Here is a 26,416-nt window from a genome sequence, read left to right as displayed (position 1 = left end):
GATCGGAAGGAAAAAACTCCTTGGTGTCCGTACTCGATATTGAGCCGCGGCTTACGTAGCATACGTAATATGACGGGCTTGGCAACATATTAGGGAGTCACGGTTTGATAACTGATTTACCCGGCCGTGATGCACTGTCGTCAGCGACGACTCCGGGGAGCAAGTAGATTATGCGCATGAGCTTGCCCGTGGGTTCAGCGGGGACCCGCGGCAACAGCAATGACCAGGTTCACCGTCACAACCTGTCGACAATCCTGACCCTCGTGCACCAGGCACGGGGGCTGAGCCGATCGCAGCTCACCCATGCGATGGGACTCAACCGCTCCACCATCGCAGCTCTCGTTTCCGAGTTGATCGAACATGACCTCGTGCGCGAGGAGAGTGCCGAGTCAACTAATCAGGTGGGTCGACCGAGCCTCATGGTGCGTCCGAGCGCTACCCCGGTCGGCTTCGCCGTGAACCCCGAAAACGATGCGATCACGGTGGCCGTAGTCGGCCTGGGTGGCCGGGTTCTCACCACGGTGAGGCAGCAGCTTTCGCAGCCACCGACGGCAATCGAGGCCGCGAGTATCACCGCGCAGATCATCGATACCCTGCGCCCACAGCTCATCGCCGAACACCGAATTGCCGGGATCGGAGTGGCCGTTCCCGGACTCGTGCGCGAGACCGACGGACTGGTGCAACTCGCGCCCCACCTGGGCTGGCGCGGCGAGCCGTTCGCCGAAATGCTCCAGGAGGCGACCCATCTTCCCGTCTCTGCGGCGAACGATTCCCATTTGGGCGCCCGTGCAGAGAGCTCGTTCGGTAGTGGCCGCTCGGTCAAAGATCTTATTTATGTCAACGGCGGGGCCAGCGGTATCGGCGGGGGGATAATCGCAAACGGGATGGCTGTCTCAGGCACCGGGGGATACGCGGGCGAGCTCGGCCACACGATGGTGAATCCCACTGGAATCGAATGCCACTGCGGCGCCTTCGGATGTCTGGAGACCGAAGTGCGGCGGGACCGGCTCCTCGAAGTGACCGGGCTCACGTCGGAATCGGTCGATCGCCTGGCGGGGGCGCTCGCGCTAAGTGCCGACCCTCGCGTGCGCGCAGAAGTGACCAGGCAACTCGACATGCTCATCATCGCGCTGCGCAATGCGATCAACCTGTTTAACCCCAGGCTCATCGTCCTGGGGGGTTTTCTTGCCGCGCTGCAGTCGGCCGATCCAACCCGCCTGGAGGATTTCGGACGGAACAGACCGCTCGATGCCTCATTCCGCGGCGTCGACATCCTGCCCTCCGAGCTGGCGGGAGATCTGCTGATGATCGGTGCGAGCGAGCTCGCGTTCGAGGCACTCCTCGCGGATCCGACCGGTTTTTTCGAATAGTCAACTCCCCCGGGAGTAACAATCGATGCTCGGGGCTGTCCGAATCAGAATCCGAAATCCGGAACTGGCCCCCAGGACTTGCAATAAGTTCCCAGAACCAACAAACTCTTTTTATCCACCAATGATGCTGAAGGACAGACAATGACGATTGCGCTACCCACCCGTGATGACAAGTTCTCCTTCGGCCTCTGGACGGTCGGTTACACCGGGGCAGATCCATTCGGCGGCCCGACCCGGCCCCCGCTCGATGTGGTCGAAGCGGTCACCCGACTCGCTGAGCTCGGCGCCTACGGACTCACCTTCCACGATGACGACCTGTTCCCATTCGGATCAAACGATGCCGAGCGCCAGAGGCAGATCGATCGACTGAAGCAGGCGCTGTCCGACACCGGCCTCATCATCCCGATGGTCACCACGAACCTGTTCAGCGCTCCGGTCTTCAAAGACGGAGGATTCACGTCCAACGATCGCGGGGTGCGCCGCTTCGCGATGCGCAAGGCAATGCGGCAGCTCGAACTCGGAGTCGAGTTGGGTGCGAAGACCTTCGTCATGTGGGGCGGACGCGAGGGTGCCGAATACGATTCGGCCAAAGACATCCGTGGGGCGCTCGAGCGCTACCGCGAGGCCGTGAATATGTTTGCCCAGTACGTGACCGACAAGGGCTACGACATCCGCTTCGCTATTGAGCCCAAGCCGAACGAGCCGCGCGGAGACATCCTGCTGCCCACGGTCGGGCATGCCATGGCGTTCATCGAAACTCTGGAGCGACCCGAGCTCTTCGGGGTGAACCCCGAGGTCGGGCACGAGCAGATGGCCGGGCTCAACTTCGCCTCCGGAATCGCACAGGCGATGTATCAGGGCAAGCTCTTCCACATCGACCTCAACGGCCAGCGGGGAATCAAGTACGACCAGGACCTCGTCTTCGGGCATGGTGATCTCGCCAACGCGTTTGCGCTCGTCGACCTGCTCGAGAATGGCGGAGTCAACGGCGGGGCGTCCTACGACGGTCCGCGCCACTTCGACTACAAGCCGAGCCGCACCGAGGACATCACCGGGGTCTGGGACTCTGCCGCGGCGAACATGCGCACCTATCTGCTGCTCAAGGAGCGGGCGGCAGCATTCCGCGCCGATCCAGAGGTGCAGGAAGCACTCACCGCCTCCCGTGTCGCGCAAATCGCCGAGCCGACCCTCTCAGCGGGAGAGACCTACGACGATCTACTGGCTGACCGTGCCTCATATGAGGACTTCGACACCGACGCGTATTTCGGAGGCAAGGGCTTCGGCTTCGTTCGCCTGAACCAGCTGGCGCTCGAGCACCTGCTCGGTGCCCGATAGCCGCCCCATGACGCTGGTGGCAGGGGTCGATTCGTCGACCCAGAGTTGCAAAGTGATGATTCGCGACCTTGAAACCGGGGCGGTTGTGCGGGTCGGTCGCGCGACTCATCCGGTCGGCACTGAGGTCGATCCGGACCTCTGGTACACGGCACTTCAGAGCGCGATCGCCGATGCAGGCGGGCTCGCCGACGTTGCGGCGATCTCCATCGGCGGCCAGCAACACGGCATGGTTGTTCTCGACAGTGCAGGTCGGATCATCCGCCCGGCCCTGCTCTGGAACGACACACGATCAGCCCCTGCTGCCGCCGCGCTCATCGACGAGGTCGGGGCAGCGGCGTTTGCCGAGCGCACCGGAACGGTACCGGTGGCATCCATCACCATCACCAAGTTGAGGTGGCTTGCGGATGCCGAGCCGCAGAACGCCTCGAGAGTTGCGGCGGTCGCACTCCCCCACGACTGGCTCACCTGGCGCTTGCGCGGGTTCGGCCCCGACAACCCGGTGCTCACCGAGCTGATCACCGACCGTTCGGATGCCAGCGGCACCGGCTACTTCAACGCCTCGACGAACGCCTACGATCTCGATCTGTTGAGCCGCGCCCTTCACCGGAACGCTGATGACATCATCCTCCCGACAGTGCTCGCCCCCGCTGAATCCCGCACAATTGCCCTCGGCAGCACCGCGTTCCCCGCACACCTGCTCGTCGGGGCGGGCGCCGGTGACAACGCGGCGGCCGCATTCGGGCTCGGAGCCAGTACGGGGGATGTCGTCGTTTCTATAGGTACCAGCGGCACTGTTTTCGGTGTTACCGACGCCCCTGCCCACGATGTGACCGGCACTGTCGCCGGATTCGCGGATGCTGCCGGCGGTTTCCTGCCGCTGATCGCCACCCTGAACGCGGCCCGCATCCTCGATGCCACCGCCCGACTCCTCGGCGTCGACCACACCGAACTCGGGCTGCTCGCCCTCAGCGCAGAGCCCGGATCCGCTGGCCTGGTGCTCGTGCCCTACTTCGAGGGCGAACGCACCCCTAATCTGCCGAATGCGACCGGCTCGCTGCTCGGTCTCACGCTCGCCTCCGCGACCCGGCCGAATCTTGCGCGGGCTGCCATTGAAGGACTGCTCTGCGGGCTCGCAGCAGGACTCGATGCGGTCGCCGCTCACGGGGTGGAGGCGACACGCCTTCTCGTGATCGGCGGTGCGGCGCACAACCCGGCTGTTGCCGCGATCGCCGCGCAGGTCTTCGATCTGCCGGTGATGATTCCGGAAGCTGCCGAGTATGTGGCGGCCGGTGCGGCCCGTCAGGCCGCCTGGGCTCTCGCTGGCGAACCGCCGCAGTGGCCGGTGGCGGTGGCGGTTGAGCCAGCGCCTGACTTTCGGGCGATCATCCGGCGGCAGTACGCGGCGGCAACCGCCTGATCAGACGGGCGAGCACCCGACGCGGCACTGGCGATGCACCACGCGGTGCGCGGCCCACACCCGAGCCGATGCACAAAAAAGTCCGGCTCCCGCGCAACCGCGGGGGCCGGACCGATATAGCGAGCTACTTCTTGACGAGCGCCAGAAGGGTCGGGTTGTTCGCGTAGGACTGCGCAGCGTTGTCCTTCGTGACCAGTACCGGCGCGAGATAGAAGGTCGGAACGTCTACAGCACCGTTATTGGTGGCTGGGGAGTTCGTCGAGGCTTTATTGCCCTTCGCGATGTCATTGATCATCGAGATTGCCTGAGCAACGAGCTTTGCCGTGTCCTTATTGATGGTCGAGTACTGTTCCCCGCTCATGATGAGAGGGATGGATGCGGCTTCCGAGTCCTGTCCGGTCACGACCGGCATGACTGGTGTCGCCTTGCCTGCGGCCTTGATCGACGTGATGATTGCGCGACCGAGAGTGTCGTTCGGCGAGAGCACACCGTCCAGCTCCGTGCTGGAGTAGTTTGCCGCGAGGAGGGCATCCATACGGGTCTGGGCGTTCTCCGGCTTCCAGTCAGGCGTCGCCGTCTGAGTGATCTTCGTCTGGCCTGAGACGACGGTGACAGTTCCGTCGGCGATCTTCGGCTGGAGGATCTTCATCGCACCATCGAAAAACACGGCGGCGTTCGGATCGGTCGCTGAGCCAGAGAACAGCTCGATGTTGTATTTCATCTTGTCGGGGTAGCGCGCCTTCATTCCATCGAGAAGGGCCTGGCCCTGGAGCTCGCCGACCTTCTCGTTGTTGTAGGCGACGTAGTAGTCGACATTCTTGGTGTTCTGGATGATTCGGTCATACGCGATGACCTTCGCTCCGTTGGCATGGGCGGTCGCCACCTGCGATCCGAGCTGCTTGCCGTCGTATGCGCCGATGATGAGCACCTTGGCGCCCTTCGTGTTCATTGACGAGACCTGGTCGGCCTGGCCAGCAGCGGTGCCGGTCGCTGGTGCGTACTGCACATCGGCTTTATAGCCGGCCTTGGTGATCGCATCGGTGAAGAGCTGCCCGGCGAGAACCCAGTTCTCTGAGGTCTTGTCCGGAAGAGAGACTCCGATGATCGAACCAGCCTTGAGTCCACTGTTGGATCCCGAATCACCTCCAGCGGCGGTGCGGGTCGAACAGCCCGAGAGGGCCAACAGTGCGGCGCCGGCGATTGCCACGGTCGTGAGGACAGATTTGCGCATGGGTTGATTCACTTTCTTTTTTTGTGGTGCCATGGTGAAATTTGGGAACAGTCATCGTTCCCAGGGACTACGCACGAATAGTCAGTTCGGTGTAGTGGACTGTGGACGCACCGATTCCTCCGTGCTGTCGGTTGGCTCGACCGACGGACGGTCGACCCGGGTGTTTACCTGCGCACCGGACTGAGCATCCGTGAGCGCACTGCGGTTGCGGGTCATCAAGCCGATGATGGAGGGTCTGCCCTGTTTCTTGCTCCACACATCCACTCCGACCGCGATCAAGAGCACCAGTCCCTTGATGATCTGCACCCGGTCGATTCCGACGCCGAGTAGTTGCAGGCCGTTGTTCAGCACCGCGATCACGAGCCCACCGATGATGGATCCGACGATGGTTCCGATGCCGCCAGAAACCGCCGCCCCGCCGATGAAGACCGCAGCGATGGCATCCAACTCCCAGCCGACGCCGTCAGCCGCACCGGAGGCACCGGCACGGGCCACGCCGATCATGCCGGCTATGGATGCGATGAAGGCCATATTCATCATGACAAAGAAGTTGATTCGTTTGATCTTGACGCCCGAAAGCTCCGCGGCGTGCCAGTTGCCTCCGACGGCATAAATGTGGCGGCCAAAAGTGGTGTTCCGCGTGATAAACGAATAGACCAGCACCAGCACACCGAGGATAATTCCGGAGACCGGAAAGCTCGTACCGATGCGTCCGCCGGCGAACAGGAGGGTCGCGTAGACCACGAGCGCGTCCAGTATCACGACCTTCACGACACTCACCCACAGTGGCGACGTCTCGGATCCCATCTTTCTCTGGGTGCTGCGCAGGCGCCATTCCCGCACAATTACGACGATGGCGACGATCAGGCCGAGGATCAGCGTGCCGTTGCTGTAGGTCGTGTCTGGCCCGAAATCCGGCAGGAATCCGGCTCCGATAAAGGTGTAGTCGGACGGCACCGTGACACTGGTGGAGTTGCCGAAGTACTGGTTCGCTCCCCGAAAGATGAGCATTCCGGCCAGCGTGACGATGAATGCCGGCACCCCGACGTAGGCGACCCAGAGGCCCTGCCAGACGCCGATGACGAGACCGAGGGTCAGGCCGAGAAGGATTGCGACGGGCCAGGGGAACTGCCAGCTCGCCATCGACGTTGCAACGACGATTCCAACAAATGCCGCAATCGAGCCGACCGACAGGTCGATATGACCGGCGATGATCACCATCACCATCCCGATCGCGAGGATAAGCACATACGCGTTCGAGTTGACCAGGTTGATCAGGTTGGTCGGGTCGAGGGTGAGGCCGCCGGTCGTGATCTGGAAGAAGATGATGATGACGACCAGCGCCGCGAGTATGCCGACCTGCCGCCCGCTCGATCCACTGCCGAACATCTTGCCGAGGTCGCGGATGCCGCCAGATTTCTTGGCCGCGGTGACTGGTTCGCTCATATCAGGGTGGCTTTCTTCTTCGCTGAGGTCATGCTCTTCATCAGGGACTCGGGATTCGCTTCGACGGCGCTCATTTCGTTCGTAATCGCGCCCTCGAAGATCGTGTAGATGCGGTCCGAGACACCGAGCAGTTCCGGCAGTTCGGAGGAAATGAGGATGATGCCCTTGCCAGAGGACGCGAGGTCACGGATGATTCCGTAGATCTCGGTCTTCGCACCGACGTCGATACCTCGCGTGGGCTCGTCGAGAATCAGCAGGTCGGGATCGGTGAACATCCACTTCGCAAGAACGACCTTCTGCTGATTGCCACCTGACAGCGTATTGACACCCTCGTTTACCCGTGGTGCCTTGATCCGGAGGCTCTTGCGGTATCCCTCGGCGACCCGGTGTTCTTCGACCTTGTCGATCACCGACAGCTTCGCGATCTTGGTCAGCTTCGCTGACACGATGGAATTCTGGATGTCGTCGAGCAGGTTGAGCCCGAGCGCTTTGCGATCCTCGCTCACATACCCGAGGCCGTGTGCAATCGCCTCGGTGACGTTGCGCAACTTGATCTCTTCGCCGTCTTTGAAGACCTGCCCGGAGATGAAGGTTCCGTAGGAGCGGCCGAACAGGCTCATCGCGAGTTCGGTACGGCCGGCCCCCATGAGTCCGGCGAAGCCGACCACCTCACCACGCCGCACGACGAAGTTGGAATTCTTGACCACCATGCGCTCGGCAGTGAGCGGATGCTGCACCGTCCAATTTCTGACCTCGAAGAAGACCTCGCCGATCTCGGCGGTGCGCTCAGGAAAGCGGTTCTCGAGTGAACGGCCGACCATGCCGCGGATGATTCGATCCTCATCAACGCCGTCGGCTTTCACGTTGAGCGTCTCGATTGTCTTGCCGTCTCGAATGATGGTGATTGAGTCCGAAATCTGCTCGATCTCGTTGAGCTTGTGGGAGATCATGATCGATGCGATTCCGCGACCCTTGAGACCGAGAATGAGGTCGAGCAGATGTTGGGAGTCGGCCTCGTTCAGCGCAGCTGTCGGCTCATCGAGAATGAGCAGCTTCACCGACTTGTTGAGCGCCTTTGCGATCTCCACAAGCTGTTGCTTGCCGACGCCGATGTTCTTGATCTGAGTATCGGGATCGTCTTCGAGACCAACGCGGGCGAGCAGGTCGACCGCGCGCTTCTTGGCCTGTACCCAGTCGATGACACCGAAGCGGCGCGGCTCGTTGCCGAGAAAAATATTTTCTGTGATCGACAACTCCGGGATGAGCGCGAGCTCCTGATGAATGATCACGATGCCGGCGGCTTCGCTCGAGCCGATGTCCTTGAAGCGTGACTCGTGCCCCTGGAACACGATGTCACCCCGGTAGCTCCCAAAGGGGTACACACCCGACAACACCTTCATGAGTGTCGACTTGCCCGCGCCGTTTTCACCGCAGATGGAGTGGATCTCGCCGGCTTTGACGCTGAGCGAGACACCATCCAACGCCTTCACGCCCGGGAACTCTTTGGTTATCGAACGCATCTCAAGGATCACGGTTTCATTCGCCACGGTGCACCCCCGCTCCATCAGCAGAACTCGCCGAGAGGCGAGGGTCGTTCAGGTGTGCAACTGGGAAGGACGCCTGTTGTGTCACGCCGGACTACCTTGTCTCGTTTTGGAGAAGAAATCGATCGCTGTGAGTCTAAGCCGATTTTCTCGGGTTGTCATCAAGTTGTGAACGCAATAGCGTCACTGCGCCCCGGAAATTGTCATCCGCGAAGCAGCCCCGGAGACTGCAACACGAGGGATGCGGCCCCGAGCGCCTCCGCGCGATCACCGAGGGAAGACATCACCAGACGGGTTGCTTCACCAACGCTTGGCACTGCATGGCGCAATAGTCCACGCGTGATCGGGGCAAGCAGAATCTGCCCAAGACTAGCCAGTGGCCCGCCGATGACAATCACCTCCGGGTTGATCAGATTCGCGATACTCGCCAGCCCGCGGCCGATCGCTGCGCCAGCATCATCCATCACGCGCAGTGTCGCGGCGTCGCCAGCGAGAGCGTTCCGGATGATGTCCGAGGTCGTAACCGGGGCGCGGGTACCGAGAAGCGCCATCATCGCCGAGGTGGATGCGACGGTCTCAAGGCACCCGCGATTACCGCAGTGGCAAGGAATTCCGTTGTCGGCGATAGTTTGGTGCCCGATCTCACCGGTGATCCCGAAATTGCCCGAAAACGGGTGCCCATCCAGGATGAGACCGGCACCAATACCGCTGCCGATCTTCACGAAGACGAGATTTTTGACGGTGTTGTGAGTGCCCCAGGTAACCTCCGCAAGAGCCCCCAGATTCGCATCATTATCGAAAACCACCGGGAAATTCAGGGGCTTTTCGAGATCATTTAGGTGGATGCCCACCCACTCCGGCAGGATCGCACCCTGCACAACCGTGCCGGTGCGCCGATCAATCGGTCCGGGAATGCCGACCCCGACACCAAGCACGGCCGCCGGCGGGATGTTCTGCTCCTCGAGCATCCCGGACAGCAACTGTGATGCTCGATCGAGGCTCGCTTCTGCGCGGTGTCCGATCGGCAGTTCGACATGTTGCTCCGCGACAACCTCGAATCCGAGGGTCACGATAACGATGCGTAAGTGGCGTCGGCCGAAATCGACACCAACGGCGACGGCGCCATTGTTACGCAATCGAACAAGAAGGGCCCGACGCCCGGAGCTGGTGGTCGGTTGGGTTTCGATGGATCCGCTCGCCAGCATCATCTTCACGATATTGAACACGGTCGCGGTGGACAGCCCGGTCTGTCTCGCCAGCTCGGCCTGGGTCAGTGGACCACTTCCGAGCAGGGAACTAATCACTCGCTGTCGGTTGAGCTCGCGCAGAGCCGATTGTGATCCGGGATTCCGGTCGCCCTGCGGAGGGGATTGCGTTGTTGCAGGCATGCTGACGAGCATGCATCATCAGGCAGGCCGTCGTCAAGAAGTTAATGCAACGGTTGTACATCTCACTGATCTCCTCTGCCTGCGGCGGCGGATTCGGCTCCGGCGGAACGACGAGGTCCAGGGGCCAAAAAGCGGGCTGGGCGGGTGCCCGCAGGGATGTCCGCGATCGCTGCCCAGCTGCACCTCAGCTGCGGACAACCCGATCCAGCGCGCTGTGCACATCCGCGAGAAGATCATCGACGCCCTCAATCCCCACCGAGAGTCGCACCAGGTTCTCCGGCACGGCGAGCGCCGTGCCGCGCACCGAAGCGTGTGTCATCTCTGACGGGTACCCGATAAGTGACTCGACGCCCCCGAGAGACTCTGCGAGCTGGAACAGCTCCGTCGACTCGGCGAATGCCCGCGCGGCATGCGGGCCGGCGCTGAGAGAAACGGAGAGCATGCCACCGAACCCACGCATCTGTCGAGCGGCAAGCTCATGGCCGGGATGGCCCGGAAGGCCCGGGTAGTAGACGCGCTCGACCGCCGGATGTCCCACCAGTGACTCCGCAATCGCGTGCGCGTTCGCCGTGTGGCGCTCCATGCGTACGGCGAGGGTCTTGATGCCGCGCACGGTGAGCCAGGCATCCATCGGGCCGGAGACCGGTCCGATGGCGAACTGCAGGAAGCCGATCTTCTCGGCGAGATCGTCGTCGTTGAGCACGACGCCACCGCCGAGTACATCGGAGTGCCCCCCGAGGTATTTGGTGGTCGAGTGCGTGACGACATCGGCTCCGAAAGCCAGGGGGTTCTGCAGATAGGGGGACGCGAACGTGTTGTCGACGACAACGATCACGCCGGCGGCGTGCCCGATATCCACGAGCGCGGCAATATCGCTGATCTTCATGAGCGGGTTACTCGGCGTCTCCACCCAGAGCACCCGCGTATTCGGACGGATCGACGCGCGCACCGCGTCGAGGTCGGTCATCTCCACCGTGTCGAGTCCGATGCCCCACGGCACAAAGACCCGGTTGACCAGCCGGTGCGTGCCACCGTAGACGTCGTTGCCCATGATCACGTGGTCGCCAGGAGTCAGGATCGACCGCAGCAGAGTGTCTTCCCCGGCGAGGCCGGATGCGAAGCTGAACCCGTGCTTCGCCCCCTCGAGATCGGCGAGAAGTAGCTGCAGGGAGTCTCGGGTGGGGTTCGCGCTACGGGCGTACTCGTAGCCACCACGCAGGTCACCGACACTCTTCTGCACAAACGTGGAGGTTTGGTAGATCGGCGGAATGACCGAGCCGGTGCTCGGGTCGAAGGCCTGGCCTGCGTGGATGGCGCGGGTAGAGAAGTCGGTCACGGTGGTCTTTCCTGTTACGGGAGCTTTTCTGTTGCCGGGGCTTGTCTGAGGAATGCGGTCAGTCAGAGAGATAGGTGAGCAGATCGTGCCGCGTGACGACAGCGATCGGTTTTCCATTCTCGGTAACGAGCAGGGCATCCGCTGTGCCGAAGGCAGTTCGCGCTTTGCTCACCGGTTCGTACACTCCTATCAAACCCAGCGGAGCTCCAATAAATTTCCCCACCGGATCGGTCATGCTCGCGTCGCCGCTGAACACCTGCTCGAGCAGTGTCTTCTCTTCGATCGCGCCGACCACCTCACCGATCACGACCGGCGGTTCGGCGGAGAGCACTGGCAGCTGCGAAACGCCGTATTTGGTCATGATCTGGATGGCGTCACGAACCGTGTCAGAGGGGTGCACATGCACGAGGGCTGGCAGCGACCCGGACTTGTGGCCGACGACATCAGCGACCGTCTTCTCGTCCGAGACCTGCGTGAAGCCGTAGGACTGCATCCACTTCTCGCTGAAGATCTTATTGAGGTAGCCTCGGCCACCGTCCGGAAGCAGGATCACCATTACCGCCTCGGCCGGCAGTAGGCGTGCGGCTTTGAGGGCGGATGCCACGGCCATGCCGCTCGACCCTCCAACGAGTAAGCCTTCCTCGCGCGCGAGGCGCCGGGTCATCTCGAATGATTCGGCGTCGGACGAGGCGATGATCTCATCGACAACGGATCCGTCGTAGGCCGCCGGCCAGAAGTCTTCCCCGACACCCTCGACCAGATACGGGCGACCGGAGCCGCCGGAGTACACGGACCCTTCCGGATCGGCCCCGATGATAGTGACCGCACCGCCCGAGACCTCCTTGAGGTACTTGCCGACGCCGCTGATTGTGCCGCCGGTGCCGACTCCTGCGACGAAGTGGGTGATCTCCCCCTCCGTGTCGCGCCAGACCTCCGGCCCGGTGGTCTCGTAATGGCTCAGCGGACCGTTGGGGTTGGCGTACTGATTGGGCTTGAACGCCCCGGGGATCTCGCGGGCCAGCCGATCCGAGACCGAGTAATAGGACTCCGGGCTGTCTGGCGCGACGGCAGTGGGGGTGACGACGATCTCAGCACCGTAGGCCAGCAGCACGTTGCGCTTCTCTTCGCCCACCTTGTCGGGCAGCACGAAGACGCAGCGGTAGCCACGCTGCTGCGCGACGAGCGCGAGCCCGATGCCGGTGTTACCCGACGTGGGTTCGACGATGGTGCCGCCCGGCTTCAGAAGTCCGTCGCGCTCCGCGGCATCGATGATTCGGGTGGCAATGCGGTCTTTTGACGATCCGCCGGGGTTGAGATACTCCACCTTGACGAGCACGGTGGCCGCGATGCCATCCGTGACTCGATTGAGCCTGACGAGGGGCGTATTTCCGACCAGGTCGATCACGCTATTGGCAAACTTCATAGTGATCCCAATCTACCAGCGAGGTCCGGGCACAGTTGGGTAACTACTCGCGCTGGGTGACCTGCTGGCTGTAGAGACGGGCGTACACGCCGCCGAGCGCGGTGAGCTCGGCGTGGCTGCCCTGCTCCACAATGCGCCCGGCATCGACCACGAAGATGACATCCGCAGCCACGATCGTCGAGAGACGGTGTGCGATGGCGATGGTTGTGCGGCCAGCTGAAGCCGTATCAAGGGCTTCCTGCACGATCCGTTCAGAGATGGAGTCCAGGGCGCTCGTAGCTTCATCGAGGATGAGAACCCGCGGGTCCTTGAGCAAGACCCTCGCGATAGCGATGCGCTGTTTCTCACCTCCGCTCAGGCGGTATCCGCGTTCGCCGACGACGGTGTCGTAGGCCAGCGGGAACGACACGATGGTGTCATGGATGTTCGCGGCGCGCGCCGCGCGCTCGAGCTCCGCATCCGTCGCGCCCGGCTTCGCATAGCGCAGGTTCTCGGCGATCGTGGCGTGGAACAGATAGGTCTCCTGGCTGACGATGCCGATGTTGGCCACCAGGGAATCCTGCTCAAGCTCGCGCACGTCGTCCCCGGCGAACAGGATTCGGCCGCCCGTCACATCGTGCAATCGGGGGATGAGGTAGGACACCGTGGTCTTACCCGCTCCGGACGGCCCGACAAAGGCGGCGAATTTTCCCGGTTCAATCGCAAAGGAGACCCCCTTGAGGGTCGGAGGTGTGTCATCCCCGGAGTCGGGGTAGGCGAACACCACGTTGTCGAACTGCACGTGACCGAGCTTTGCGGCGTTGACCGGGTGCGCATTCGGGGCATCCGAGATCGCGGGATGCAGGTCGAGATACTCGAAGATTCGAGCAAACAGCGCCTGCGAGGTCTGCAGGTCAAGCGCGACTCGCATGAGTCCGAGAAGCGGCCACATCAGCCGAGCCTGCACCGTCGTGAAGGCAACGATCGTGCCGGCGGTGACCGGCACGCTGTTGGAGAGCAGCCACGCGGTGCACAGGTAAATGACGGCCGGGATGATGGCGAGGAAGATCTGCACCATGGCAAAGAACCACTGGCCGCTCATCTGCTCGCGCACCTGCAGCCGGACCTGGTTGTCGTTCTCGCCGCTGTACCGCGCGACCTCAGTTCCCTGCTGGTTGAAACTCTTGGCGAGCAGGATGCCCGACACCGACAGGGTTTCCTGTGTGATCGCGGTCATGTCACTGAGCGATTCCTGGGTCTTGGTCGCGATTTTCGCCCGCACTCGACCCACCCGACGCTGGGCGATCACCAGGATCGGCATCAGGATCACGGCCACAATCGTGAGCTGCCAGGACAGCACGAGCATGCTCACGAATGCGGCGGCGACTGTCACCGTATTACCCAGCACGCTCGCCACGGTGTTGGTGAGCACGCTCGACACACCACCGACGTCGTTTTGCAGACGGGACTGAATCACGCCGGTCTTGGTGCGGGTAAAAAACGCCAGCTCCATTTTCTGGAGGTGCCCGAACAGCCGCACCCGCAGCGCACCCATCACCCTGTTGCCGACCGTGGCGGTGAGGAAGGTCTGCCAGACCCCGAGCCCCGCAGAAGTGACGTAAATCACGATCATGAGCCCGACGATCTCGAGCAGCACCGAGAAGTTCGGTCGGCCCACGGGCGGGAAGAGCCCGACGTCGAACGCCTGGCGGGTGAGCAAGGGGGGCAGCACGGAGAGTGCAGCGCCGATAATCACGAGTATTGCGGTGATGATCAGTGCCCGGCGGTGAGGCTGGAACAGCTCCGTGATGCGGCCGAGCAAGTTGGGAATACTCGGGGCATCCTCATTCGCGGCCTTCTGGGCCTCCGCATCGGAGCCGCTTATGCGGGTGCGCTGCTTACCCATCCGCCCCACTGGGGTGCTACCGCCACGCATTCCACTCACTCAATTACTGTACGCAGGCACCCTGATAATCCGTGGCGCATTCGCCCTCGGCGCAACTTGACCGCTTCAGGGAGCTGCGGATGCCTCAGCCCTTGGTGCTGCCCGCGAGCAGGCCGCGCACGAAGAACCGCTGGAGCGCGAAGAACACCAGGAGCGGAACGAGTATCGAGATGAACGCCCCCGAGGTGAGTAGCTGCCAGTCCTGGCCGCGACCACCGGTGATCTCCGCGAGCAACTTGGTCATCGGGGCCACTTGACCGTCGGCGAAGACCAGTGCCACCAGCAGGTCGTTCCAGACCCAAAGAAACTGGAATATCGCAATCGAGGCGATGGCCGGCATGGTGAGCGGAAGCACGATTCGGAAGAAGATCTGCCCGTGCCCCGCCCCATCCACGCGCGCCGCTTCGATCAGTTCTGCGGGCAACTCCGCGATGAAGTTATGGAGCAGGAAAATGACGAGAGGAAGTCCGAAGATCGTGTGTGCGATCCAGACCTGCGTGTAGGAGCCGCCCGCATTCAATCCAGAAAACACCTGGACATCGCCGATGCTGAGGCCGCGGGAAAACAGGCTCAGGAGGGGAACAAGGGCCATCTGCAGTGGCACGATCTGCAGCGCAAACACCCCGATGAACATCCAGTTCTTGCCACGGAAATTCATCCAGGCGAACCCGTAGGCGGCAAGGCTCGCGAGGGTGAGCGGAATCAAGGTCGCCGGCAGCGTGATGGCGATCGAATTGATGAACGCCTGTGCGAGGTTCAGCTGGCTGTTGCCTGCCTTCAGAACCTGCGAATAGTTGTCGAAGGTAAGCCCGGGATTCTGGAAGATGGTCCACCACCCGGTGGTGTTGATCAGCGCAGCCGGACGGATGGAGGAGATGAAGAGCCCGAAAGTCGGCACCGTCCAGAGAACGGCGATGATGAGAGACGCGATGGTCGCCCCGCGACTGGTGAGGCGTCTCTTGGTGCGCTTGGTCACGCTGCGCTCTGCCGCGAGTTCGCCCCTCCCGAGGGCGCGTCGGGTTGCTGCGTCGATCGGTAGGTCGATGGGGGTGACAGCGCTCATCGGATCTCCCTCTGCTTCTGAATCTGCCGTGCGTTGTAGATGACGATGGGTAAGACCAGCACGAAGAGCACCAGCGCGAACGCGGCCGAGCGCCCGTTTTCGAAGCCCTTCCACTGCGTATACATCTCATTGGCGATGACGCTCGTGCTGTTGGCCCCGGCCGTCATAGTGCGCACGATGTCGAACACTTTCAAAGACGCAATCGAGATCGTGGTGAGCACGACTATGAGGGAAGAGCGGATGCCCGGCACGGTCACATTGACGAACCGCTCCCAGGCATTCGTACCATCCAGTTCCGCGGCCTCCAGCTGCTCGGTCGGCACGCCCTTGATGGCCGCCGAAAGCACGACCATTGCGAACCCGGTCTGGATCCAGACGAGTACGACGATGAGGAAGAGGGTATTCCACGGGGAGTTCGAGACGAAGTCGGTGGGCTGACCGCCAAAGGCGACCACGATCTGGTTGAGCAGGCCGATCTGGTTTTGTCCTTCGGGGCGGGCCGTGTAGACGAACTTCCAGATGATACTGGCCCCGACGAACGAGATCGCCATGGGCATGAACACCAAGATCTTGAAGAATTTCTCGCCGCGCGACTTGTCGATGAAGACGGCGTATGCGAGCCCGATCGCCGTGGAGAACGCCGGAACGATGAGCACCCAGATGACCGTATTCAGCACGACCCGGATGCCGGTCGGCTGCGTGAAGATCCAGACAAAGTTCTCGACACCCACAAATCGATTACCGCGGTTGTTCTGGAACGCGGCGATCGTCGTCAAGATCGTCGGGTAGACCAGGCCAACAAGGAGCAGGATCAGGGCCGGGGCGAGAAAACCGACCAACTGCATGAGGTAGCCCGCCCCCTTCTTCGCGCGGTAGTCGAGGATGAAGAAGATTCCGCCGAGCACTGCGGCGACCGCGGCTGCCCACAGCACCGAGCCGAGAAACAGGAACATGACGAGCGGCGTGAGAACGCACACTGCGAGGCGGATGACCGTGTAGCGCCGTCCGGAACGCGGAGCGATCTCGACGAAGAACAGGATGACCGCGACGACAGCGACGAACGCGCCGACCACGAGGGGGATCTGAGCCAACGCGGGGAGCGTCGCAATCCAGCGAAAGAAATCTGACATCGTGCCCTTTTCGAGTACGTCAATGGACTCAGGAGCCTGCAGTTGCATTAGCTACCGTAGCAATGGGCGTGACCGGCCGACAGGGAAATTCTCCTGTCGGCCAGCCACGCTGGGATGTTATCTCGGTGCCTGCACCGCTAGCTTGACGGCCAGGACGCGTCGATGGTCTTCAGTACCTCGTCCGTCGATTTGCCGTTGATCCAGTCGACCATGCCGGTCCAGAACGAGCCGGCACCGACAACCCCGGGCATGAGGTCAGACCCGTCGAAACGGAACGTCGTCTTCGGGTCCTGGAGGGTCTTAATCGCAGACTGCAGGATCGGGCTGGATGCGCTGGCCGGATCGAGACCATTGTTGGCGCTGATCACACCACCGAGCTTGACGCGGCTGTTCGCCCACTCGGGGCTGGACAGGTACGCCTGCACCTTTTGGGTGTCGGCGTCATTAGAGAACGCGGCGACCATTTCGCCACCACCGGTGACGGCCGGGCCGGCACTCGCGTCGGTCGGTGGGGTGATGAAGGCCCAAATCTGCTTATCCGGTCCGACAGTCGCGTTGCCATTCTTCGGGTCCTGGATGAATCCATCGAAGAATGATGCCTGATGGGTCATCGCGCAGCTGCCGTTTCCGATGACGCGGGCAACATCACCGAACGGCGTGGCGTTGATCGACTTCACGTCGCCGAGACCGGCGTTCGTGTAGGCCGGGTTCTTGAGAATCTCGCCAACGGAGTCAAACGCCTTCTTGATTGCCGGGTCTGTAAACGGGATCTTGTGAGTGACCCACTTGTCGTAGGTCTCGGCACCGGCCTGGCGGAGTACGAGGTCTTCGACCCAGTCCGTGCCCGGCCAGCCCGTTGCCGCATCCGATCCGAAGCCCGCGCACCACGGGGCCTTGCCCGTCTTCTCCTGGATGGTCTTCGTCAGGGTGAGGAGCTCAGCGTAGGTCTTGGGAACCTCGACGCCCCACTCCGTGAATTTTGCCGGCGAGTACCAGATGAAGCCCTTCACGCTCGCCATCAGTGGCGAGGCGTAGAGCGTTCCGCCGGACGAGGCATACCCGGCCCAGTCCGCCGACCAGTACTTCTTCACGTTGGCTGCTGCCGCGGCAGGCTCCGGCTGAATGAGGTCACGCGAGGCGAGATCCTTGAGGAGTCCGGGCTGCGGGAAGATCGCGATGTCGGGGGCATTGCCACCCTGGGCGCGAACGCTGATCTGCGTCTCGAATTCCTTCGATCCCTCGTACTTGATCGTGATCTTGTTCTTCTTCTCCCAGTCGGCCCACGACTTTTGGAGAAGTTCTGATTCGGTGTCAACGATGGTGCCATAAATGGTCACGACGCCGTCGGCCTTGCCGGCGTCACCGGGGCCCTTGGCGGAGGTGCTGCCACCACCGGATGCCGAACAACCCGCGAGTGTGAGCCCGGCGATGGTGAAGATGGCGATCGGTGCAGTGAACCTGCGGTGGAGCTTCTTGCCGTGTGTTGAGCTGCGGAGCGGGGTCGAACTCATGTGACTCCTCCTCGTTGAGGGTTGGGATTGGGGCATAGGAATGGAATTAGTACACATCGAGCCTGACGGGTTGCCGCTCGAAATAGGGAACCGGTTCCATAGGACAACGTACGGGTGATCCACTCATTCTGCAAGCACTTATTCTGAGGTATCGTCTAACGTTTTCGTTACATCGCTCGCATGTGCCCACTCCGGAAGGGCAAACCGCTAGAGCGCACCACCCGGAAATGTGGTGCATTTCCCACAATGCCTCAGACATGCATAGGATGAACCATCGCCCGTCAACGTTGTCGAATCTGAGGTGCCCGTGAGCGTAATCGCCGATGTCGCTCGCCTCGCTGGCGTCTCGAAGTCCACGGCCTCCCGTGCGCTCAGCGGCAACGGTTATGTCTCAGAGCAGACCAGGGCCCGGGTGAAGAACGCTGCGGCAGAAATTGCCTACATCCCGTCATCGATCGCCTCCAGCCTCGCGACCGGGCACACACGCAATATCGGAGTCGTCATCCCGTTCGTCAACCGCTGGTTCTTTGCCGAGGTGCTCGAAGGGATCGAAAGCGCGCTGATTTCGGCCGATTATGACCTCACGCTTTACCGGCTACACGATGATGCCGTTCGGCGACAGCGCGTCTTCGACTACTTTTTGGCACGCAAACGCGTGGATGCGGTGATTGCCGTTGCCATCTCGCTCAGCGCTTACGAGGTGCAATCGCTCAATGCCCTCGGTAAGCCCATCGTCGGAATCGGAGGAGATATCCCCGAGATCTCCACCCTGAGTATCGACGATACGGGCGCATCGCGGTTTCTCACCGAGCACCTCATCAGCCTGGGACACACCCGAATCATGCATCTCGGTGGGGACCCCAACGAGCAGATGGATTTCGCCGTGCACACCCAGCGCCTCGACGGTTTCCGGAAGGCCCTCGCCGCTGCGGGGCTCTCGCACAACAACGACTTCCGCGCGGTTGCGTACTCGATCCCCGGCGGACACTCCGGTGCGCTCGCGGCACTGTCCGATCCATCGACCCGGCCAACGGCCATCGTCGCCGGCTGCGATGAGATCGCAATCGGCGTGATGCTCGCCGCCCGCGAGCTCGGTATTTCAGTGCCTGCGCAGTTATCGGTCGTCGGAATCGACGGTCATGATCTCGCCGAATTGTTCGGTCTGACGACCCTTGAACAGCATCCGAGCATTCAGGGTGAGCGTGCGGTTCAGCTCATCCTCAGCCGGCTCGGACCTGGAGCCGGGGTGCTCGCCAACGAGCGAATCGGGATTCCTGTCGACTTCGTCGTGCGCCGCAGCACGACTGCCCCTCCTCGGCCGCACTGATTCACCCACACTGATTAGCCCGCACTCATCCGCCCCGAGCATGACTACGGCCCCCGAGCCTGCCTCGAGGGCAGGCGCGGGGGCCGAGGGAATCGTGCGAGAACGATCACCCCATGGGACGAACGATCCCGCTATCGACTACTTGAGGGTGACGGTTGCGCCGGCCTCTTCGAGCTGAGCCTTCGCCTTTTCGGCGGTCTCCTTGTTGACGCCTTCGAGCACAACGCCGGGGGCGTTGTCTACGACGGCCTTGGCCTCGCCGAGGCCGAGGCTCGTGAGGGCACGGACCTCCTTGATGACCTGGATCTTCTTGTCACCGATGGACTCGAGGACGACATCGAAGGAGTTCTTCTCTTCGACCTCTTCGACGGGGGCGGCGGTTCCACCGGCAGCGGCAGCTGCGACGGGCGCGGCCGCGGTGACCTCGAAGACCTCTTCGAACTTCTTGACGAACTCGCTGAGCTCAATGAGCGTGAGCTCCTTGAATGCTTCGATGAGGTCGTCGCCTGAAAGCTTTGCCATGATTTTTCTCCTTGTTATTTCGTGTGTGAACCGCGTTGCCAATCCCGGTGAGGGAATTAGGACGCGGAATCCTGCTTCTCGCGCAGCGCGTCGACCGTGCGAACGGCCTTGGCGAGCGGTGCGTTGAACATGTAGGCAGCACCGAACAGCGAAGCCTTGAAGGCGCCGGCAAGTTTGCCGAGCAGCACCTCTCGGGTCTCGAGGTCGGCGAGCTTGATGACCTCTGCGGGTGTGAGGGGGTTACCGTCGAAGTAACCACCCTTGATCACGAGCAGGGGGTTTGCCTTGGCGAAGTCGCGAAGACCCTTCGCAACGGTGACCGGGTCACCGTGTACGAATGCGATTGCGGATGGACCGACGAGTTCCTCGTCGAATGACGAGATCCCCGCGTTGTTGGCCGCAATCTTGGTCAGCGTGTTCTTCACCACGGCATAGGTGGCGTGCTCACTGAGGGTGGTGCGCAGCGTCTTCAGCTGAGCAACAGTGAGCCCGCGGTACTCGGTGAGCAGTACGGCGGTCGAGTCGCGGAACTTGTCCGTGAGCTCGGCAACCGAAGCTTCCTTGTTCGCCATGTGGCTCCTAGGTGGATTGGTGATGCGTTATGTCTTCGACCCGGACCGCGTCGTCTTTTTGCGTTAAACAAAAAAGGGCTCCGGCGCTGGCGCACGGAGCAAATTCTTCGGGGTGACCCCGAAGGAGTTCTCAATACACCTGCGCAGGTTTCCGTCGCACCCGAATCGGATGCTGCGGACCTTCGATCGGGGCGGATCATCATTTCTGAATCTCTGCGCACCGATAACCGGCGGTCTGTGGCTCCCTGAAGCGTACGGGATGCGCCGGACCGGTGCAAATCGTGACGGCACGCTCTGGACGCGAGTCGCATCCGCTGGATCCGGGGCCAACTCTCGCGAACTGCGCCACTTGGTCGCTATTACCCCGATCGAAGCGACAATCTGCCGCAGTTCGCGTCACTCAGGGCGAAGCATGGGCGACGTTCTCGGGAGTCTCCGAGTTACGCGTGGTCGCGCCAGGAGTGCTCCGGCTCGAATCCAAGCACCCGTCGAGCTTTTTCGATCGAGAGTAGGGTCTCGTGCTCCCCGAGCTCCCGGGTGACGGCGGTGGAGGGGAAAACTTCTGCCGCGAGACTCGCGCTCGACCGCGACATCACGGTGTCGGCCGCGGCGATGATGTAGGCCTCGAAGCCAGGCTTCGCGAGAGCGAGCGCACGCTCGACCGCCTGTGCGCCATCCCGGGCATCGATGTACCCCCAGAGATTCCACTTGCGGATGCCGGCATCCGCATCGAAGCTTCGGAACGGCGCGTAGTCAGCAACCTCCATCACGTTGGAGAAGCGCAGTGCGGCGATGCTCAGCTTCGGATCCCAGCGCACCAGTTTCTGGGCGAGCTGCTCCTCGAGGTGCTTGGTCACCGAGTAGATGCTCTCGGGCCGGGTGTCGTAGTCCTCATCGACGGGAATGTAGGGCGGCGGCGTCTCGAACGGGATGCCGAGCACCGTCTCGCTCGAGGCATAAACGATTGTCGTGATCCCCGCGCGACGGGCACCCTGAAACACGTTGAAGGTCGCCGACATGTTGTTGTGGAAGGTCTGGGAGTCGGGCAGGATGCCACCGGCCGGTGCCGCCGCGAGGTGCACGACCGCGTCGAGGCCGTCGTGACGGTCGTTGATTCCGAACAGCGCATCAATGGTCTGGCCGTAGTCCGTGAAGTCGACCCGCGTGAATCCGGGACCACGTTCGCCGACCACATCGAGGGCATGGACGGCATTCCCGGAGGCCCGGAGGCGCTCGACGACCGCACGTCCGAGCTTTCCGCTTGCACCTGTTACAGCAATTCGCACACTTTTTCCTTACCTCGTGGGACTTCCAGTCTGTCATCCTTGCCACGATCGTCGCGGGCACCGCATGCTCAGCGCGCGACCGACTCGCTGCCACGCGGCTTAGCTTTGGACCCACGATCCACTCCGGCCGTGAGCGGAAGGATCACACGGAAGCTGGTGTCACCCGGCTCGCTCTGCGCCTCCACCGTGCCACCGTGACCCCCGATGACCGCGGCGACGATTGCCAGACCGAGACCGGTGCTGCCGGCGGCCCGCGAGCGCGAGCTGTCACCTCTGGCAAAACGCTCGAACAGCACAGGCTGCAGATCTGCCGGGATGCCTGGCCCGTCATCCGTCACGGTCACGACTGCGTTCGCACCGTCGATTGAGACGGCGGTCATCACGTCGGTTCCCGCGGGGGTATGCACCCGCGCGTTGGCGAGCAGGTTGGCGAACACCTGATGCAGGCGAGCACTGTCACCGTCGATCATCACCGGTTTGTCGGGCAGGTTGAGGGACCAATTATGTTCGGCACCAGCGGCGTGGGCATCGCTCACCGCGTCGATGAGCAGGCGGGAGAGGTCGAGTTGGGCGCTCTCGAGGTCGCGTCCCTCATCGAGTCGGGCGAGGAGAAGCAGGTCTTCAACGAGGGAGGTCATTCGGATCGCTTCCGACTCGACCCGGCCGAGAGAATGAACGACGTCGGCTGGCAGGTCGTGATTGCCTCGCCTGGTGAGCTCGGCGTACCCACGGATCGCCGCGAGCGGTGTTCTCAGCTCGTGGCTCGCATCCGCTAGAAACTGTCGCACCTTGTTCTCGCTGGCCTGGCGGGCGGTGAGAGCGGATGCCACATGACCGAGCATGCGGTTGAGTGCCGCCCCGACCTTGCCGACCTCGGTGTGCGGGTCGGAGTCGTCGTCGGGCACACGCACTCCGAGGGCGACCTCGCCGCGGTCGAGCGGCAACTCGGCTACGCGTGTGGCCGTAGAGACGACGCGCTCGAGCGGCCGAAGGGCGACTCGCACGATCCAGAGCGCGAGGAATGCCGCAAGTACGAGCCCGGCAGCGGTGACGATGGCAATGATGAGGCCAAGCTGAACGAGCGTGGTCTGCACGTCACCGAGGGGAAGTGCGGTGATGACGCGCACGCCGCCGCCATACTCGACTGCCACAGCGCGATAGCTGCCGAGAGATCCGCCGACCGAGACGGTTGTGGCTTTGCCCGTCGATGGCACAGCCGCGAACGCTGCGCTCTGTGACGTCGAGAGCAGCTGTGGGTCACCACGCTCGTCCTTGCGCGCGGCGGCATTGCCCGCGGGCGACACCACCGCGACGACCGTATCCGGAGCCTGCCGATTGAAGATCTCGTTGAGTCTCTCCTGGGAGAAAACCTGCGAGGTCGAGTCTCCGGACTCCTGCCCTAGAAGCCCGAAACCCTTCTGCGAGCGCCCATTGGCCTGATTGAGCTGGTCGTCTAAGCGATTCACCAGGAAGCCCTGCAGCGCGAGAACGCTGATCGAGCCAATCACGATCGCGACGATCGCGAGCAGCCCGACGACCGCGAGCACGAGGCGCTTGCGCAGGGACCAACGGGGGCCGGCTGGGCGAATCGGTGGAATGGTCATCCGGCGGGCTTAATCAGGTAGCCCACTCCGCGCACCGTGTGGATCATCGGGGCCTCGCCCGCATCAATCTTCTTGCGAAGGTAGGAGATGTAGATCTCGACGATGCTCGACCGGCCACCGAAGTCGTAACTCCAGACCCGGTCGAGAATTTGTGCCTTGCTCATGACCCGTCGCGGGTTGCGCATCAAAAAACGCAGCAACTCGAACTCGGTTGCGGTGAGTTCGATGAGGCGGCCATCGCGATGCACCTCATAGCTCTCCTCGTCGAGCACCAGGCCGCCGACACGCAGCTGTGGATCGGTCGAGTCCGCGACCACCACGGACGAGCGGCGAATGAGCCCGCGCAAACGCGCGACGAGTTCTTCGAGGCTGAACGGCTTCGTGACATAGTCGTCACCGCCCGCCGTGAGCCCGGCGATGCGGTCGTCGAGGGCATCTTTCGCGGTGAGAAAGAGGATAGGGGTGTCCTGGCCGTCATCCCGAAGGCGCTTGAGCACGGCGAGGCCGTCGATATCCGGCAGCATCACGTCGAGCACGACGACATCGGGCTGGAATTCGCGGATCAGCTTGATGGCGGTGCGCCCCTCGGCGGCCGTCTTCACTTCCCAGCCCTCATAGCGCAGTGCCATGCTGAGCAGGTCACTGAGCGACGCTTCATCATCGACGACGACAACACGCACGGGCGAACCGTCGGCGCGGCGGAGCTTGGGCGCGGCGGTCGCGGCAGAACTGTGGTTAGTAGAGGTCACCCTCTCTACTATCGCTGCATTTCTATGAACTGCCTATGATTCGCCCCAACCGTGCCTGTGCCCTTCCCCAGACCGAGGGTGCGCCGGGTCAGCCCTGATTGCTGAAGGCTGCGTCGAAAGATGCCGTCGGCAGCTCCCAGAGCAGCGACCGCACAAAGCCGACGGCTTCGGCCGCGCCGTGCAGCCGGTCCATGCCGGCATCCTCCCACTCCACCGAGATCGGCCCGGCATAGCCGATCGACCGCAGCGCCCGAAACGAGTCTTCCCACGGAACATCCCCGTGCCCGGTGGAGACGAAGTCCCACCCGCGACGCGGATCACCCCAAGGCAGATGCGAACCGAGAATTCCGTAGCGTCCGTTGGGCGTGCGCAAGCGGGTGTCCTTGCAGTCGACGTGATAGATGCGGTCGGCGAACTCCGTGATGAACGACACCGGGTCGATGCCCTGCCACATCATGTGGCTCGGGTCCCAGTTGAATCCGAAGGCCGCCCGGTGATCGATCGCTTCCAGGGACCGCACGCTAGAGAAGTAGTCGTAGGCGATCTCCGACGGATGCACCTCGTGAGCGAATCGCACCCCCTCCGAGTCAAACACGTCGAGGATCGGGTTCCACCGGTCGGCAAAATCCTGGTAGCCAGCATCGATCGCTGCGGCGGGAACCGGCGGGAACATCGCCACGTACTGCCAGATCTTCGAGCCGGTAAAGCCCACAACAGTGTCGATCCCCATCTTGCGGGCCACCACCGCGGTGAGTTTCAGCTCCGCGGCTGCCCGCTGGCGCACACCCTCCGGGTCACCATCACCCCAGACCGCCGCACGGATGATGGCCTGGTGACGAAAGTCGATCGGATCGTCGCAGACCGCCTGGCCGGTGAGATGGTTGGAGATGGCCCACGCCTTCAGGCCGTAGCGGTCGAGGATATCGAGCCGCCCCTGCAGGTAGGCATCGTCCTCGGCGGCGCGAGCAATGTCGAGGTGCTCCCCGGATGCCGCGATCTCGAGACCGTCATAGCCCCACTCGGATGCGAGCTTGGCCACCTCCTCGAGGGTGAGGTCAGCCCACTGTCCGGTGAACAGGGTGACGGGGTGAGTCGATCCGGTCATACGGTCTCCTTTGATGCCTGAACGCTGCCGATGGTCACACTAGCTCCAGTCGCGGCCGCACTGGATTGGATCGCGGTGAGTACGCGCTGAACGGCGAGACCGTCCTCGAACGACGGACTCGCCGGCGTGCCCGATTCGATGGCGCACAGGAAGTCGCGCACCTCGTGCACGAAGGAGTGCTCCCAGCCGAGCAGGTGACCCTGCGGCCACCAGGCGGCGAGATATGGATGCTCGGGCTCGGTCACGAGGATGCGGCGAAAGCCCCTCGTCTCGATCGCTTCCGTCGCGTCGAGGAACCAGAGCTCGTTGAGCTCCTCCAGATCGAATCGCAGCGCCCCGGTCGAGCCGAACAGCTCAATCGACAGGGCATTCTTGCGCCCGGTGGCTACCCGTGACACCTCGAGGCTTCCCCGCGTTCCCGAGCCGAAAGTGAGGCCCGCCCACACCGCATCGTCCACGGTGACCGGCTCCGCGCCGTCGTTACCCGACCGCTCGGTCACGAAGGTGTGGGTTCGCGCCGACACTTCCGTCACCAGGTCACCGAGAAGAAACTGCAGCTGGTCGATGGCATGCGAGGCGAGATCACCGAGCGCACCGGAGCCGGCGGTCTCCCGACGCAACCGCCAGGTCATTGGCGCCGCGGCATCCGCAAGCCAGTCCTGAAGGTAGGAGGCACGCACCTGGCGGATCTCGCCGAGGCGCCCATCAGCGATGATGCGGCGGGCAAGCGCAAGGGCAGGTATCCACCGGTAATTGAAGGCGACCATTGATACGACGCCACGGGTGGATGCTGCCGCCGCGGCATCCGCAAGCGCCTCGGCCTCTGCCAGCGTGTTAGCCAGTGGCTTCTCGACCAGTACGTGCTTGCCTGCGGCGAGTGCGGCGGTTGCGATCTCGGCGTGCAGGTGGCCGGGAGCGCAAATGTCTACGATGTCGATGTCGTCGCGCTCGATGACTTTCCGCCAGTCGGTGGCGGATTCACTCCACCCGAACGTGCGCGCCGCAGCTTCGACGCCGACGGCATCCCGGCCCACCAGCACACGCTGTTCGAACGCGGGCACCACGAAGAACGAGCCGACCCGCGCCCAGGCCGTTGAATGTGCGCGACCCATAAAGGCGTAGCCGATCATGGC

At 62.7% G+C, this 26,416-nt stretch carries 21 protein-coding genes; 4 read left to right on the top strand and 17 right to left on the bottom strand.

The window, feature by feature from the left end; genetic code table 11:
* Positions 1 to 176: 176 nt before the first annotated feature.
* The 3 genes from IWX88_RS00630 (at position 177) to xylB (ending at position 4,122) form a co-directional block, all read left to right on the top strand.
* Complete coding sequence (locus tag IWX88_RS00630) at positions 177 to 1,370, top strand: ROK family protein (RefSeq protein WP_196826477.1); 1,194 nt, start codon at positions 177 to 179, stop codon at positions 1,368 to 1,370.
* 141 nt (positions 1,371 to 1,511) lie between these two features.
* On the top strand, positions 1,512 to 2,705 hold the full coding sequence (xylA, locus tag IWX88_RS00625) for a xylose isomerase (protein WP_196826476.1): 1,194 nt from the start codon (positions 1,512 to 1,514) through the stop codon (positions 2,703 to 2,705).
* A 7-nt stretch (positions 2,706 to 2,712) separates the two neighbouring features.
* On the top strand, positions 2,713 to 4,122 hold the full coding sequence (gene xylB, locus IWX88_RS00620) for a xylulokinase (RefSeq protein WP_196826475.1): 1,410 nt from the start codon (positions 2,713 to 2,715) through the stop codon (positions 4,120 to 4,122).
* Between the two features lie 124 nt (positions 4,123 to 4,246).
* Here xylB and IWX88_RS00615 read toward each other — a convergent pair whose 3' ends face one another.
* From IWX88_RS00615 to IWX88_RS00570, 10 genes are all read right to left on the bottom strand, one after another.
* On the bottom strand, positions 4,247 to 5,353 hold the full coding sequence (locus IWX88_RS00615) for a sugar-binding protein (RefSeq protein WP_196826474.1): 1,107 nt from the start codon (positions 5,351 to 5,353) through the stop codon (positions 4,247 to 4,249).
* 81 nt (positions 5,354 to 5,434) lie between these two features.
* Positions 5,435 to 6,799: a multiple monosaccharide ABC transporter permease gene (mmsB, locus tag IWX88_RS00610; protein WP_231368710.1), complete on the bottom strand. Its 1,365-nt coding sequence runs from the start codon at positions 6,797 to 6,799 to the stop codon at positions 5,435 to 5,437.
* Entirely contained in the window at positions 6,796 to 8,319 is a 1,524-nt protein-coding gene (gene mmsA / locus IWX88_RS00605) for a multiple monosaccharide ABC transporter ATP-binding protein (RefSeq protein ID WP_231368785.1), read from the bottom strand. Before mmsA ends, mmsB begins: the two co-directional genes overlap by 4 nt.
* A 227-nt stretch (positions 8,320 to 8,546) precedes the next feature.
* Positions 8,547 to 9,731 (bottom strand): ROK family transcriptional regulator, encoded by a 1,185-nt coding sequence (locus IWX88_RS00600; RefSeq protein ID WP_196826472.1) that lies wholly within the window; start codon positions 9,729 to 9,731, stop codon positions 8,547 to 8,549.
* A 184-nt stretch (positions 9,732 to 9,915) separates the two neighbouring features.
* Positions 9,916 to 11,067, bottom strand: a complete 1,152-nt coding sequence (locus IWX88_RS00595; RefSeq protein WP_370568117.1) for a cystathionine gamma-synthase — start codon at positions 11,065 to 11,067, stop codon at positions 9,916 to 9,918.
* A gap of 58 nt (positions 11,068 to 11,125) precedes the next feature.
* On the bottom strand, positions 11,126 to 12,490 hold the full coding sequence (locus IWX88_RS00590) for a cystathionine beta-synthase (RefSeq protein ID WP_196826470.1): 1,365 nt from the start codon (positions 12,488 to 12,490) through the stop codon (positions 11,126 to 11,128).
* A 43-nt stretch (positions 12,491 to 12,533) separates the two neighbouring features.
* Entirely contained in the window at positions 12,534 to 14,405 is a 1,872-nt protein-coding gene (locus IWX88_RS00585; protein WP_370568174.1) for an ABC transporter ATP-binding protein, read from the bottom strand.
* 94 nt (positions 14,406 to 14,499) lie between these two features.
* On the bottom strand, positions 14,500 to 15,477 hold the full coding sequence (locus tag IWX88_RS00580; protein ID WP_196826469.1) for a carbohydrate ABC transporter permease: 978 nt from the start codon (positions 15,475 to 15,477) through the stop codon (positions 14,500 to 14,502).
* Positions 15,474 to 16,607 carry a carbohydrate ABC transporter permease gene (locus IWX88_RS00575; protein WP_196826468.1) on the bottom strand — a complete coding sequence of 378 codons (1,134 nt, stop codon included), beginning with the start codon at positions 16,605 to 16,607 and terminating at the stop codon, positions 15,474 to 15,476. Before IWX88_RS00575 ends, IWX88_RS00580 begins: the two co-directional genes overlap by 4 nt.
* A gap of 137 nt (positions 16,608 to 16,744) precedes the next feature.
* Positions 16,745 to 18,118, bottom strand: coding sequence for an ABC transporter substrate-binding protein (locus tag IWX88_RS00570; RefSeq protein WP_196826467.1), 1,374 nt, complete (start codon positions 18,116 to 18,118; stop codon positions 16,745 to 16,747).
* A 307-nt stretch (positions 18,119 to 18,425) separates the two neighbouring features.
* Here IWX88_RS00570 and IWX88_RS00565 point away from each other — a divergent pair, with 307 nt between their 5' ends.
* Positions 18,426 to 19,445, top strand: a complete 1,020-nt coding sequence (locus IWX88_RS00565; protein WP_196826466.1) for a LacI family DNA-binding transcriptional regulator — start codon at positions 18,426 to 18,428, stop codon at positions 19,443 to 19,445.
* A 138-nt stretch (positions 19,446 to 19,583) separates the two neighbouring features.
* Here the strand turns inward: IWX88_RS00565 and rplL are convergent, their stop codons facing one another.
* The 7 genes from rplL to IWX88_RS00530 form a co-directional block, all read right to left on the bottom strand.
* A complete protein-coding gene (gene rplL / locus IWX88_RS00560; protein WP_196826465.1) occupies positions 19,584 to 19,967 on the bottom strand; it encodes a 50S ribosomal protein L7/L12 in 384 nt (127 codons plus the stop codon).
* A gap of 56 nt (positions 19,968 to 20,023) precedes the next feature.
* Positions 20,024 to 20,539 carry a 50S ribosomal protein L10 gene (gene rplJ / locus IWX88_RS00555; protein WP_196826464.1) on the bottom strand — a complete coding sequence of 172 codons (516 nt, stop codon included), beginning with the start codon at positions 20,537 to 20,539 and terminating at the stop codon, positions 20,024 to 20,026.
* Between the two features lie 440 nt (positions 20,540 to 20,979).
* The gene (locus IWX88_RS00550; protein ID WP_196826463.1) at positions 20,980 to 21,825 is read right to left on the bottom strand and encodes an NAD(P)-dependent oxidoreductase; all 846 of its coding nucleotides are present in this window, start codon (positions 21,823 to 21,825) and stop codon (positions 20,980 to 20,982) included.
* Between the two features lie 68 nt (positions 21,826 to 21,893).
* Positions 21,894 to 23,429: a HAMP domain-containing sensor histidine kinase gene (locus IWX88_RS00545; protein ID WP_231368709.1), complete on the bottom strand. Its 1,536-nt coding sequence runs from the start codon at positions 23,427 to 23,429 to the stop codon at positions 21,894 to 21,896.
* A complete protein-coding gene (locus tag IWX88_RS00540; RefSeq protein WP_196826462.1) occupies positions 23,426 to 24,178 on the bottom strand; it encodes a response regulator transcription factor in 753 nt (250 codons plus the stop codon). Before IWX88_RS00540 ends, IWX88_RS00545 begins: the two co-directional genes overlap by 4 nt.
* An 88-nt stretch (positions 24,179 to 24,266) precedes the next feature.
* A complete protein-coding gene (locus IWX88_RS00535) occupies positions 24,267 to 25,283 on the bottom strand; it encodes a sugar phosphate isomerase/epimerase (protein ID WP_196826461.1) in 1,017 nt (338 codons plus the stop codon).
* Positions 25,280 to 26,413, bottom strand: a complete 1,134-nt coding sequence (locus tag IWX88_RS00530) for a Gfo/Idh/MocA family protein (RefSeq protein ID WP_196827736.1) — start codon at positions 26,411 to 26,413, stop codon at positions 25,280 to 25,282. The genes IWX88_RS00535 and IWX88_RS00530 overlap by 4 nt, the downstream gene beginning before the upstream one ends.
* Between the last annotated feature and the right edge of the window lie 3 nt (positions 26,414 to 26,416).

Origin of the sequence: Frigoribacterium sp. CG_9.8 (assembly GCF_015751965.1) — a bacterium.
Classification (GTDB): Bacteria; Actinomycetota; Actinomycetes; order Actinomycetales; family Microbacteriaceae; genus Lacisediminihabitans.
Note: the sequence above shows the minus strand (reverse complement) of the source record. Positions and strands in the feature narration are given on the sequence as shown.

Bases quoted from the DNA above. Each gene is read 5' to 3' on its own strand.
- IWX88_RS00545 (WP_231368709.1), bottom strand. From the start codon at position 23,429: ATGACCATTCCACCGATTCGCCCAGCCGGCCCCCGTTGGTCCCTGCGC.
- rplL (WP_196826465.1), bottom strand. From the start codon at position 19,967: ATGGCAAAGCTTTCAGGCGACGACCTCATCGAAGCATTCAAGGAGCTC.
- IWX88_RS00590 (WP_196826470.1), bottom strand. From the start codon at position 12,490: ATGAAGTTTGCCAATAGCGTGATCGACCTGGTCGGAAATACGCCCCTC.
- mmsB (WP_231368710.1), bottom strand. From the start codon at position 6,799: ATGAGCGAACCAGTCACCGCGGCCAAGAAATCTGGCGGCATCCGCGAC.
- xylA (WP_196826476.1), top strand. From the start codon at position 1,512: ATGACGATTGCGCTACCCACCCGTGATGACAAGTTCTCCTTCGGCCTC.
- xylB (WP_196826475.1), top strand. From the start codon at position 2,713: ATGACGCTGGTGGCAGGGGTCGATTCGTCGACCCAGAGTTGCAAAGTG.
- mmsA (WP_231368785.1), bottom strand. From the start codon at position 8,319: ATGCGTTCGATAACCAAAGAGTTCCCGGGCGTGAAGGCGTTGGATGGT.
- IWX88_RS00630 (WP_196826477.1), top strand. From the start codon at position 177: ATGAGCTTGCCCGTGGGTTCAGCGGGGACCCGCGGCAACAGCAATGAC.
- IWX88_RS00580 (WP_196826469.1), bottom strand. From the start codon at position 15,477: ATGAGCGCTGTCACCCCCATCGACCTACCGATCGACGCAGCAACCCGA.
- IWX88_RS00585 (WP_370568174.1), bottom strand. From the start codon at position 14,405: ATGCGTGGCGGTAGCACCCCAGTGGGGCGGATGGGTAAGCAGCGCACC.
- IWX88_RS00575 (WP_196826468.1), bottom strand. From the start codon at position 16,607: ATGTCAGATTTCTTTCGCTGGATTGCGACGCTCCCCGCGTTGGCTCAG.
- IWX88_RS00535 (WP_196826461.1), bottom strand. From the start codon at position 25,283: ATGACCGGATCGACTCACCCCGTCACCCTGTTCACCGGACAGTGGGCT.
- rplJ (WP_196826464.1), bottom strand. From the start codon at position 20,539: ATGGCGAACAAGGAAGCTTCGGTTGCCGAGCTCACGGACAAGTTCCGC.
- IWX88_RS00530 (WP_196827736.1), bottom strand. From the start codon at position 26,413: ATGATCGGCTACGCCTTTATGGGTCGCGCACATTCAACGGCCTGGGCG.
- IWX88_RS00600 (WP_196826472.1), bottom strand. From the start codon at position 9,731: ATGCCTGCAACAACGCAATCCCCTCCGCAGGGCGACCGGAATCCCGGA.
- IWX88_RS00615 (WP_196826474.1), bottom strand. From the start codon at position 5,353: ATGCGCAAATCTGTCCTCACGACCGTGGCAATCGCCGGCGCCGCACTG.
- IWX88_RS00570 (WP_196826467.1), bottom strand. From the start codon at position 18,118: ATGAGTTCGACCCCGCTCCGCAGCTCAACACACGGCAAGAAGCTCCAC.